Annotated in this window: 11 protein-coding genes; 1 reads left to right on the forward strand and 10 read right to left on the reverse strand. The window is 24.4% G+C overall.

The window, feature by feature from the left end; all coding sequences use genetic code 4:
- Positions 1–145 precede the first annotated feature (145 nt).
- Entirely contained in the window at positions 146–1,717 is a 1,572-nt protein-coding gene (locus tag AAHM84_RS02480) for a hypothetical protein (protein WP_342259334.1), read from the reverse strand.
- 152 nt (positions 1,718–1,869) lie between these two features.
- A complete protein-coding gene (locus AAHM84_RS02485; RefSeq protein WP_342259335.1) occupies positions 1,870–2,580 on the reverse strand; it encodes a hypothetical protein in 711 nt (236 codons plus the stop codon).
- Positions 2,581–2,650: 70 nt separating this feature from the next.
- On the opposite strand from AAHM84_RS02485, the gene AAHM84_RS02490 reads away from it, so the two are divergent.
- On the forward strand, positions 2,651–3,346 hold the full coding sequence (locus tag AAHM84_RS02490) for a hypothetical protein (RefSeq protein ID WP_342259336.1): 696 nt from the start codon (positions 2,651–2,653) through the stop codon (positions 3,344–3,346).
- A gap of 20 nt (positions 3,347–3,366) precedes the next feature.
- Here AAHM84_RS02490 and AAHM84_RS02495 read toward each other — a convergent pair whose 3' ends face one another.
- The 8 genes from AAHM84_RS02495 to AAHM84_RS02530 all read right to left on the reverse strand — a co-directional run bounded on the left by AAHM84_RS02495 (position 3,367) and on the right by AAHM84_RS02530 (position 12,924).
- On the reverse strand, positions 3,367–5,166 hold the full coding sequence (locus AAHM84_RS02495) for a M3 family metallopeptidase (protein ID WP_342259337.1): 1,800 nt from the start codon (positions 5,164–5,166) through the stop codon (positions 3,367–3,369).
- A 231-nt stretch (positions 5,167–5,397) separates the two neighbouring features.
- The gene (locus AAHM84_RS02500; protein WP_342259338.1) at positions 5,398–6,696 is read right to left on the reverse strand and encodes a glycosyl hydrolase family 18 protein; all 1,299 of its coding nucleotides are present in this window, start codon (positions 6,694–6,696) and stop codon (positions 5,398–5,400) included.
- 121 nt (positions 6,697–6,817) lie between these two features.
- A complete protein-coding gene (locus AAHM84_RS02505) occupies positions 6,818–8,194 on the reverse strand; it encodes a glycosyl hydrolase family 18 protein (protein ID WP_342259339.1) in 1,377 nt (458 codons plus the stop codon).
- A 71-nt stretch (positions 8,195–8,265) separates the two neighbouring features.
- On the reverse strand, positions 8,266–9,564 hold the full coding sequence (locus AAHM84_RS02510; RefSeq protein ID WP_342259340.1) for a glycosyl hydrolase family 18 protein: 1,299 nt from the start codon (positions 9,562–9,564) through the stop codon (positions 8,266–8,268).
- 136 nt (positions 9,565–9,700) lie between these two features.
- On the reverse strand, positions 9,701–10,588 hold the full coding sequence (locus AAHM84_RS02515) for a hypothetical protein (protein ID WP_342259341.1): 888 nt from the start codon (positions 10,586–10,588) through the stop codon (positions 9,701–9,703).
- A gap of 407 nt (positions 10,589–10,995) precedes the next feature.
- On the reverse strand, positions 10,996–11,244 hold the full coding sequence (locus AAHM84_RS02520) for a hypothetical protein (protein ID WP_342259342.1): 249 nt from the start codon (positions 11,242–11,244) through the stop codon (positions 10,996–10,998).
- Between the two features lie 203 nt (positions 11,245–11,447).
- Positions 11,448–12,071 (reverse strand): hypothetical protein, encoded by a 624-nt coding sequence (locus AAHM84_RS02525; protein ID WP_342259343.1) that lies wholly within the window; start codon positions 12,069–12,071, stop codon positions 11,448–11,450.
- Between the two features lie 91 nt (positions 12,072–12,162).
- A complete protein-coding gene (locus tag AAHM84_RS02530; protein WP_342259344.1) occupies positions 12,163–12,924 on the reverse strand; it encodes a Pr6Pr family membrane protein in 762 nt (253 codons plus the stop codon).
- Positions 12,925–12,943 lie beyond the last annotated feature (19 nt).

Here is a 12,943-nt window from a genome sequence, read left to right on the forward strand (position 1 = left end):
TTTATATTGTATTGATATTCTCTGAAATTGGATTTATCAATTTTAACCACTTATATGTTATATACTTAAAATTAAACAAAATCAAGATATTTGCTCTAAAACAACAAGATTAAAAAAAATCTACTACGTAGATTTTTTTAAACAATTAAGATTTAATAACACCTTTTTTAGCTGATTTTTTTCTTATGACAATATAAGTTATTGTTAAAATGACTGCAGTTCCACTAGCTGCCAAAATTATTACCCAGATATTTCAATTATTGCTCTTAGCAACATACTCTCCAAAAGTATCACCTGTATAAAGTGATTTATAGTCTAACATTTTTGAATGATTTTGACCTCTATAATAATTTAATTTACTTCCAAATCCATCCAAAGCATGACCAATTTCGTGAACAACTACACTAAATTTATATGGACTACTTCAAAAACCTTGCTTATACTGACTGTTAAATTCTTTAAAAGTTAAACTAGGTCCTGTAATTACAATATAAGAATATGCAGTGCTTGCAAAATTACTTTGACTATCTACATAATAATTTGTACTTGTATAACCCATTGTTCCATCGTTCATATCTGTTCCATCATCATTTTTTAAAGGAAAATCAGGACTTAATATAAGTGCTACTAATATATTATTTACCCATATATCATTTTGTATAATGTTATATAGCGAATTATAAGTTTTTAAAGTAATATCTCTTAACTTTTGAGTATTATTAGTTGATCATTTTTCACTATCTGATCCCAAACTATTTGGAGTACTTTTTAAATATACCTCTTCAAGATTATTGTAGACATGTGATAATCAAACTCCACTATAATTATTTTTATCTTTTGTTGCTTCAGCTAATGTTTTATCTAAATTATCAAATGAGTCATAGTGGTTTTCATTAAAGTTATTAAATGCATCAATTGATTCTTGACTTGCTGGAGTATACGAATCTTGCATTCATGAAGAAGCAACTGTTAATAAGCTATTTTTTTGAATTTGATTAAGATAAATATTATTTCCTGTTTGTACTCTAAGTTGTGAAATTATATAATTTAAAGTTTGCTGATTATTTGCTCAAATAATTGAATTATTTGAATATTGCAAGTTTAGAGCATTACTTGGCATTGTCTGCAACGTTGTATCATAATATACTTTATTTTCTAAATTTTTAACTAGTTCAATAAATTTTTGTGATATTGTCAATGAGTTCTCATAAGACCCATTAAATGTCCCTCCTGTTTTAATAATTTCAGGAAGAATATTAATATAAAAGTTATTTGTTACTTCTCAACTTTTATTTTTTAAGTCATCTTCTGTATTTAATCACTTACTAAAGCTTTCTGCAAAAAACTCTGCATCACTTGAAGAACCATAAATACTTGGCATAACAGTAGATGCCAACATATTTTGAATAAATAATGACTCATAAATTTCACTTTGAGCTCCATTTATACTTAAAGTAGTTTGAACTTTTTGAATATCACTGTTTGAAATATAAATACTATTTGCATAGTAATATTTTAAAAGACGTCCATAATACATATAATTGCTTTTTGGAGTTATTAAAGATTTATATGAAATTTCTTCATCTTGATTTACATATTTAATAGTTTTTACAAAATTATTGTGCTCAATATTAGTTTTTACAGATTCAGACGTTGAAACTGTAAAAGAAAAAAATAATGATCATAATAATGTTCAAAACATTATAATTCTTTTCATTTTCTCACTACCTCTTTATATTTTCATATATATTTTTTAGAACTTATTTCAAGATATAAATCAAGATTATTATATAGCAAAATAAATAAATAAAATTATATTTTGGAACTTTTATGGTGCTAAAAGTAATTATTTTAAATATTCATTTTTTACTACTGTTTTATATTTCAATTATTTTCCTCCTTTATTTGTATAGCAAATACTGATAATATTGAGATATTTGTTAAAGTATTAAAAATCTTTCAATAATTCTGAGAGTTTTCTTCAAAAATATTATGAATGCTTTCACTGTTTAGTGAATTATATTCAAGCATATTTAAAATTATTTCAGAAGAGCTTTCAATTGTTTCAAAACTATTTGATTTTTTTATAAGTTCTAAACCTTCTATAATTTTTTTATTAAAATTAAAATTTTCCTTAATTAAACTATTGCAATAATTAACTATTATATTTTGAATTTCATTAAGACATTCAAATAGGTTCATTACCTCTTTATTATTTTTTACATTATTATAACTTTGAACTATTCACTTATCTAATAAATCTGCTATTTGCTTTATTGACTCTATATTCGGTCAATATTTATGACGATCAAAGACTTGTAATCTATTTAAAGAAATTAGTTCATTTCAAAAATCATAATAATAAAAGTTAATCATATCTTTGACTTCTTTAAATTGATCAAGATATTCAATATTTTTAAAATAATTAAATATCTTTTCAAATTCTTTAGTTAGCAAGTTATCTCTTTTAAGCTGGATTTTTTGATCTTCAAATAATATCGATATTATTTGCAAGGCTGGATTATAAAATTTAAATATTTTCTTAGAATTTTCATGATTAAAATCATATTTACCTAACATAAATTATTCTCTTTTCTCTTTATACAATTAATATATAATAAAATTAATGAATTATAGAAGGTTTAATAAAATGATAAATAACTTTAAAGCATATAAATTAACATTAAAAGATAAAGAACATTTAAAAAATGTAAGTCCTTATTGAGAGAAGGACATTAAAAAAAGCATTAAAAAGCTTATGAAATGAATATTGAGATTTAATAAAAATCCAAATGACTTCAATATTGAATATACGAATAACTACGAATTGTATGATGTTTTATTTCAGCAAATTGATAATTATTCAAATTTTTACAATCAGAAGTTTAAATTAATTAATAATAACTCTAAGCTATTATCTAAATTTCATAAATTAATTGTAGATTATGTTTTTATTTTAGGTTGAGTAAAATCAATTGAATTAATATGCACTTTCTTTGAAGATATTGCAAAAAAAGATATTGCAAAAAAATCACAGTATGCAATTGAATTGATAAATAATTGCCTAATTTCATATTTTGAAATTTATAAAAAAGAAGTTTTAAAAATAATGAAAAAAGATGAATATTTAGAATTAATTTTTGAAAGAATTTTTTCAAATAAAAGCACTATTACTAGAGTAGACATTGCTGCAAGAGATGTTATGAGTTATTCAAAAATGTTAAAGAAAAAAAATAAACTAAGTGAAGAAAAACTTATTAAATTAAATATACTTTCTATTGAATTAATTGTCTTTTCAAATTCAATAACCTATTTTTATACAAGATTTTTAAGTAATGTTTATTAAAAAATAAACCAATAATTGGTTTATTTTTTATTTAGCAACTGTTCAAAATACTCTACTAATTTTTCAACTTCCAATATTAAATCCTTATATGATTCTTCTTTTTTACAATCAAAATTATATTTTTTAAATAATTGAGTAGCTTTTAAACTTCCCCCATCTTTTAAGAAATTTATTATTTGAGAAGCATCTTTGGTTCTTTTAAATTCTGAATATAGTTTAAAGGAAACCGCAATTGATACAGCATATTTATAGATATAAAAAGGTTGTTCAAAAATATGAGATATAGCTATTCAACTATATTTATATACTTGATCATCATATCTATCAAAAATAGATTTTCCTAAAACTTTCTTATTTGCTTTTTTTAGTATTTCTGATATTTTATCTAAAGTAAGAACCTCACCTTTTTCGCTTGAGTTATAGCACTGATATTCAAACTCGGCATCCGCAATAGCAGAAAAGAAATTAGAAAAAATAAATTCAATTCTATTTTGAATTAAAATCAATTTCCTACTTTCATTCTTTTCATTTTGAAATAAATAATCAAATAGCAAATGTTCATTAAATGTCGATGCTACCTCAGCAATCATATTTGAAAATCCATTTAAAGGTTTTGGTTGATTTTGTTTAGCAAATAAATTATGAACAGCATGACCTAGTTCATGTGTTAAGGTTGAAATTGATTCTATATCTTCTGTAAAATTTAAAGAAATTAAAGAGTCATAAGTATTGCTTCCAACTGTAAAAGCACCAGTTGATTTATTTTCATCCTCATAATAATCAATTTTATTATCTGATAAGCAATATTCTAAGTTAGCAATATATTTTTCTCCAATTGGTTTTAATGAATTTTTTATTATTTTTTGAGCTTCTTCAACACTATAATTTTTTCTTTCCAACTTAAATAGTTCCAAACTTGAATCCGTTCCATAAAATTTTTCTAAATTTAAGTATTTTTTAATTATTTCATAATATCTATAATAAACACTAGAGTTTTTAGAAGTAAATTTTATTAAGTTTAAAAAATTTGTAATGGAAAAATCAGCTCTATCAAAAAAGTTTTCTTTAAAACTTTTCATTCCAACAAGTTTTATTGATTCAATTTCTTCTTTTACAATAGATTCATATATTTTTGCATAAGTATGTTGTTTAAATTTTAACCCCTCTTTAAATTTTAAACTTGCTTTAATTCTTAATTGTTGATCTTTAATAGGATCTGAATAAGTTAAAATATCTGAGATAAACTTTTGATTAATAATATATTCTTCATTTTTATACACTAACTTTTTTTCTTCATTATCTTTAAATCTCATTGAGTCATACATTTCATAAATAATTGAACTAGAGTTTGAAACCTTTGACAACAACTCTCTTTGGTTTTGAGGCATAAGATATTTTATATTTTTAAAGAATTCTTTGTAACTTTCTGAATAATGAATAAGTTCAGAATCTTCTGATAGTCACTTTAAAATTTTTTCTTTTCCAATATTTTTAATTTCCTCATTAACTCATGAGAATTTGCCATCAAATTGTTGCATTTTATTATTGAAAATTGAGTCTAATTTTAATAACCTAGGGTTATTTTGTTCGATATATAAATGCTTTAAAAAATGATTAATTTTAGAGACACTCTTATCCACTGCGATTGAATCCTTTAAAAAATTTATAAAATCACTCTTATTTTTCAATTTATTTTTATACATTAATAACTCATTATTTTTTTCAACATACAAGTCTAAGTCTAATAAAAACTCTTTATCACTTTCATAAAGAGAAAGTAAATTTCATTTATATTTATCTTCTGCATCAATTCTCTTCATAATTTACCCAAAAAATTTATTTAAAAATTTTCTTTTCTATTATTTCAATTAGTTATTACTAATAAGAAATTCTATATCTTTAAATTAGTATTATTTAAAGATATAGATATTTCAAAATTTTATAAAGAATTATTTTTTATAAATAATTAATTTTCTTAACTAAATTGATTTTACATTAATTTTAATAACTTGTCATTTATAACTATATATAAAAAATAACATTAGACAATGTTATTTTTTTTCTTTATTGTGAGTGTCATTATATCATGATTCAAAACTTCACTTTTTAAACATAACTTGTTGACCATTACTTTCAATCATACCTTCATAAGCATCATAATTTATTGCTCAAGACATAAGACCTCTTGTATAAACTTTATCTTTTTTAAGAAGTTTGTGTGATTTTTTAATTGATTGTTTAGTTGCAGATCCATTCCCTGCAATCTCATTTGTTGAAGCCCCCATTACAAATTTATCTGCATCAATTAAATAGTAGTCATTTTTTGGACTATATTTTGTTGTCAGATATTTGGTCATTAAATAATAAAATTCTGCTCGATACTTAGCATTATCATTTGCAATATAATCTTCTTTAATTTTTAATTTTTTTTGTTCTTCAGGCTCAATATATGGTCCAAAACCTCTTCCATTATAAAGCTGTGGATTTATTCAATTATAATATCCTTCTAAACCTTTTAAAAAAGTAATGTAACTACCTTTACCTGTAGTATCTGATTTATTTGTTAAATATGGCATTTCTGGAGCCATAGTTATTATAAATTCAGGATTTTCATCCTTAATTTCTTTTAAAGCATCTACAGTTGTTTGTTGACTTGTTTTATCTGTTAATGATTTTTGTGCTCAGTTAATATCAAGACCATCAAAACCATATTCATCAACTACATCTAAAATTGTTTCTTTTAATTCGTCTTTTTGATTACTTCTAAATTTCATTTCACTTGAAGGTGAACCACCCATTGAAATAAGAACCTTTTTACCTTTAGATTGCAATAACTTAATTCCTGCTTTTACTTCTTCTGGATTTTGTGGTAAATATTTAGGCATTTCATAATTTGATTTTGAATAAAAGAAAGAAGCATTAATGACATTATAATTTGTTTCTGCTAATTGCTCAAAAGTTGGAATAGTTTGTCCTTCCCCATTCCAATCAAAATAATAACCTACTAGAACTCTATCTTCTAATCTAACAACATCTCCCTTTAAATTAAAATTTATTTGCAGTTTTCCACTATACACTCCATCATCTGTTGCTGTAATAACAACAACTCTTTTTTTAATACTTTGAATAATAACTGATTCCATTTTTAAATCAGGATTTCATTCTTTAATTTTAGTTTTAATTGTATCTTCTTGTTCATTTTCAATAAAACCTAAATTAGTTTTTAATACATGATGAACTAAATGATTGTCAGCTGATGTATCTCCCATATTAAAGCCACAAGCAACAACTGCAGTTGAAGTTGTAGCAACTAAAGAAAATGAAGACAGCAAAGTTAATATTTTTCTCATTATTTTACCCTCAATTCAAAAATATAAAAGTATAAGCAAAAATATATTTTTTATATATTCTATTATTACTTTTTAACTACTAAAAACCAGTAATAATACTGGTAAAAAATAATATAATTAACTATTTTTTTTCTTGTAAATAAATATCTTTATATCACTTTGAAAAAGTTCATTTATCTCATTTAATAATTAAAGGATCTTTACCTTCTTGTGGTATTGACGCTATCTTTCCATCATATGCATCACTATTTATTGTTCAAGCCATAAGACCCTTTGTATAAATACCATCTTTTGCAAGCAGCTCATATGATTTTTTAAGTGCATCTTCAGAAGCTGCCCCTTTTCCTTCAGCAACGTATTCATGAGTTGAAACTCCTAAAACAAATTTATCCGGATCAATAATAAAGTAGTCATTCTTTTTACTATACTTAGCAGTGGCATATTTTGTTAATAAATAATAAAATTCTGCTCTATGTTCTAGATTATCATTTGTAATACTACATTTAAGTTCTCCACTTTGTTCAACTTGACAGGTATCATCTTTATCATCTCAATTTAAAATTCTTTTTTCTGCATCTTCAATAATAACATCATAGCCAAATTGATTATATGCTTTAGGAGTTACTCAATTATAGTAACCATCTAAACCTTTAAAAAATGGAATGTAACTTGGAGCTCCTCCAATTTCAGTTGCAAGTCTTAGTCCATCAGGAGTAGTTGATAGTGAAATTATAAAATTTTCTCTCTCACCTTTAATTTCTTTTAAAACATCAGTCATTACTTGTTGACTTTCTCTATCTGTAGTACTTTGTATTTCTCAATTAATATCTATTCCATCAAATTTATACTCATCTATTACATTTAAAATTGCTGCCTTTAGTTCTTCTTTTTTATCAGTTGTAAATTTCATTTTTGTTGATAGTGCTCCACCCATTGAAATTATTGCCTTTTTATCATTTTGATGAAGTAACTCTATTCCATTTTTTATTTCTTCAGGTTTTTTTGGATTAAAAGTAGGCATCTCAAGTGCTTTAGAAGCATAAAAATCTCCAATGCTAATTACATTATAATTTGTTTCAACTAATTCTTCGAAAGTAGGAATTCGCTCTCCTTCAACAACTCAATCTTTTCCATCATTATAATAACCAACTAAAACTTTTTCTTCTAATTTAATAGGTTCACCCAACAAATTGAATTTTACTTCCATAGCTCCTGTATATGCACCTTTTTTAGTTGCTGCAATAAGTGCTGTTTTATTTTTATTTACTTTAGCTACTTTATATGAATTTGCATCCAAACCTGGATTTAATTCTTGAATTTTAGCTTTTATAGTTTCTTTATTATCATTTTCTAGCATTCCTAAAGATGTTCTTAGAACATGATTAACTAAATGATTTTCATCATTGATATCTCCAATACTATAACCACATGCAACAACTGAAGTTGTTCCAATAGCTACTAATGACAATGAAGATAATAGACCTAATATTTTTTTCATTATTTTCCCCTTAATTTAATCTTGCATTTTCATAAAATATTAATACTTTGTATTTTAAATTCCAAATTATTTTATTTATTTTCTTTATTATGAGTGTCATTATATCATGATTCAAAACTTCACTTTTTAAACATAACTTGTTGACCGTTACTTTGAATCATACCTTCGTAAGCATCAAAGTTTATTGCTCAAGTCATAAGTCCTCTTGTATAAATACCATCTTCACTTAGCAATTGATATGATCTTTTAATAGATTCTTCAGTAGCAGCTCCTCTACCAGCTGGTTCATTTGTTGAAGCTCCCATTACAAATCTATCTGGATCAATTAATCAAAAGTCATTTAATCGACTATATTTTGTTGTTAAATACTTAGTCATTAAATAATAGAATTCCGCTCTATGAGTAACATCATCATTTGTTATATAGTCCATCGATAAATTTAATCTTTCTTTATCTTCAGGTTCTACATACGGACCAAATGCTCAACCATTATAAAACTGTGGATTTATCCAATCATAATAGTCATCTAATTGTCTTAAAAATGGAATATAACTACCTGTTTTATCTTTATCAGTTGAATTTTTTAAATAAGGCATTTCTGGAGCCATAGTTATCATAAATTCAGGATTTTCATCTTTGATTTCTTTTAAAGCATCAATAGTTACTTGTTGACTTTCTCTATCTGCAAGACAACTACCTTCTCAGTCAATATCCAAGCCGTCAAAGTCATATTCATTAACTACATTTAGAATTGTTTCTTTTAATTCATTTTTTTGATCAGATCTAAATCTCATTTCACTTCCAGTAGCTCCACCCATTGAAATAAGTACTTTTTTGCCTTTTGATTGTAGTAACTTAATTCCTGCTTTCATATCTGCTGGATTTCATGGTTGAAATACTGGCATAGTATAAGCTGTTGGTGAGTATAAAAATGAGATATCAATTACATTGTAATTAGTATTAGCAATATCATCGAAACTTGGTTTTACTTGAGCTTCTCCTCCTCATTCATAGTAATACCCAACTAAAACTTTATCCATAGTTTCAATTGGAGCATCTTTTAATCTAAATCTTATTTCCTTATTTCCTTTGTAAATACCCTCATCAATTGCTGAAATAGTTGCACCTTTATTTCAAATATTTTCTATTTTAATTGCACTTATATCTAAGCTAGGATTTAACTGCTGCAACTTATTTTGAATTGTTATTTCTTGATTATCTTCAATTTCACCTAAGTTATATTGAGTGATTACAATACTTAGTTCCTTTTTATTATCTGGTTTTGAACCAATTAAATTACATGAAACTACCGTAGTTGATCATGATGTTATTAAGCTAATTGACGACAAAAAAGTTAACAGTTTTTTCATATATTTTACCCCTTTATTTAAATATTATCATAAATAACATTTAAAAGTTTTAATTTAAATAAAAAAGTCAATTAGTAAAAAAATACTAATTGACTCAAGTTTTATTTATATTTAAATAATATGAACAGTTTTTATACTATTTATGTACTAACATATTAAATGTTCCATTAGCACCATTTGATTCAAATGAAACATAGAAGTAATCATCATTAACTAACTCATTATTTGAAATGACTGAACTTTTTTCAAATTTGCCATCCTTATTAATTGCCTTATAAACATTTAATGATTTAACATCACCAATATTTAATTTTAATGTTGTATTAATATATTTAATGGCTTCACTATTTAAGCTATTTCCTGAATAATTAAACATATCAACTATTTGACCTGCTAAATAGTCAATTCCCAAGTTTGGCAAACTAATGTTTGATTTATATTCATTGTCTGTATAATCCATAGATTCACTTATTGTATATTGTGTATCTAATGTAACAATATATCCTGGTTTAATTTGAAAGTCAGCTAAAGATTGCTCTACTTGATAACCATAAAGATTACCCTCTATTGATTTTCCATCAGCAATTGCTTCAAAACCAATTGCATATTTATAATTTCCTAAATTATCTAATTTATCAATTGTAACATTCATGTTTAAGATTTCATAGTCTTTAGCATTAATAAGTCTGGCCAACTCATAGCCTACTGGTCTTGTACCATCAAAACCAGTTCCTGGAAATCTTGTTTTACTACCTGTAATTGAAAAGTTTGTAACATTATTCTCTCTATTAAAATTTCTTTGATCTTCAATAACTTTAATTAGTACTTCCTTGTAATCCTCTGTACCAAGTATTATTTTTCCATCTTTGTCAAAATGCTTTTCATTATTTACAGTTAATCAAATTGTTCCAACTTCATCATTTGAAGTAATTTTATTATTAACATTTTGCTCCATTGTAGCAATTGGTGCTATAGCAGAACTAGAAACTGATAAAGTTCCTATAAGACTTAAAAGTTTTATCATATATACCTTTCATTCTTAAACCCACCCAACCTACCAAAAATTAACATTTTAAGTTTTATTTTTAATATAAGGATTTTTTACATTTTTTTATTGGTTAAATTTTATTAACTTAAATAAATCGTAGCATAGAACTTTTTAAACAATTTATTAATAGAAATGTATAAACTATTTTTAATTTTTTAGATAAAAAGTCTTTTTTGTTTAAATTAAAAAATAGTTTATTAAAAGGAAAAAATATCTCGATATAAAATTAAATTACTTAATTATTTTGTCTATTTTATAAATAAAGTAAAAAATTCATTATTAAATACTGAATTTGCAAATAAAAAAACTTTCTTATAGAAAGTTTTTTTAAAATTATTTATTTATTAAAAGGTCTAATTTTTCATTAATTTCTTTTAATAATTCTAAAAGAGGTTTTTCAAAGTTTTCAATTCTTCCTGAATTTCCAGCTTGTCCACCAAATCCACCATTAGGTCTTCCGCCACGGTCTCCACCGCGACCACCAAATCCACCTGGTCTTCCGCCACGGTCTCCACCGCGACCACCACCAAATCCACCTGATCTTCCACCACGATCTCCACCACGTCCACGATCTCCACCACGGTCACGGTCTCCACCACGATCACGGTCTCCATCTTGACTTTTAGATCCATCGCTTGGTGATCTTCTAAAGTTATCTTTGTTATCAAATCCCATAAGTTCATTGCCTTTCTATTTAGTTCTTTTAAAGGCAATAATAATACGCTATCAAAAGATGTGTAATTTAACACTCTTATTATTATATAGGAATAATCATTCAATCTTAATTTATTTAAATTAAGTTTTCAAAAACTTAACTTTTAAGTAATTAAATTGATTAATTAGTACCTGTTTTAGTCGAATCACTTTTAATTACACTATTTAAAAGTTTTAAGATACTAATATTAAATAAAATAGCAGATAAAGTAATAATTAAAGCTACAATTGTTACTCCAAGAAACAATGCTAAATCAATATTTGCTGAAAGATAACCGGGTACCTCTTCAATTGAAATGTGACTATTTAAGCTTTTTTCAATCAAAATAAACTGTGAAAGTAGTATTGCTTTAATAATTACAATTGCAATAAGCATTATAATAGTTAAAAATACATATATATTATTTAAATTTTTAAATTTTAAAAATGGCTTTTTAATTGAGTTATTTGCAAAAAATATTAATGTAAAAATAATAAGAATTGTTGTTAGAGATATAGATAGTATTTTTAATAACTCTAAATTTGTATTAAAAATATCATCTATTGAAGCAGTCTGATAAGTTCCTATCAAATACTTTCCAAAACTATTGTAAATAACGACTCCATTCTTATTTTTATCTTCAAAAGTAAAACTAATAATAAATTTGGAAAATAAAGCAAGAAAAGAAAAAATAAATGCAATAATTACAGTGATTAAATTATAAGTATAATACCCCCTAATATTTTTATATTTTCTTTTAAGCATTTAAAATATTCTCTTTTCTTTATAAATATATTTTAGATTTTAACATATTATTAATCAGTCTAAAAAGAAGAAAAACTACTTAAAAGTAGTTTTAACTAATATCATTTATTTTTTTATAATATTGTTTATCCATTACTTTGTTATTAATAAAATTATATAAGAAACTAAATCCTACCAATAATCCTATTATTCCAAAAAATGCAATGAAGAATCATCCAATACCAGGAATTCCAGCTGGTCCAACATGATGAATATCTAAAAAGAAATATGGATATAATAAATTTATATTTTCTGTAAAATAGTAATCTCCTGAGTTAAATCTAAGTTCTCCACGTACCATTGCATAAACACAATAGATCAAAACCATAGTAAATTGAATTCAAAATTTTTTAATAAAGAATTCCTTAAAATTAACTTTTTCCTTATTGCTCATAAATAAATTTACATATAAAATAAAAGCAACTGGAATAATTGCATGATCAACTAATGTTACAAAAATACTAAAAGGTTGTGTTGGAAAACCTTCAACTGGAATTAAAATTCCATTGTAAACAATTAAAGTAACAGTTATCATTGTTGCCAATGAATTAGCTGTTGTATAACTTAACATTTTTGTTTTACCTTCTTTTTTATAATTTATTGCTGCATATAAAAATCAAAATTGAACTAAAACATTTGAAAGTAAAGTAAATGTTGTAAAGTAATCTATTGTATATATTTCATAATTACCTTGATAAACAGCATTTACTTCACCTGCTGTTGCTATATTTCAAATATAATATGAAAATATAGTAAAGAACGATAAAAGTCCAAAAAAATATTTATAAATTAATTGAAATTTTAATGATTTCATAATTTTCTTCCTTTCTTTT

Source organism: Spiroplasma endosymbiont of Dioctria linearis (assembly GCF_964030865.1).
In the GTDB taxonomy this organism is placed as follows: domain Bacteria; phylum Bacillota_I; class Bacilli_A; order Mycoplasmatales; family Mycoplasmataceae; genus Spiroplasma_A.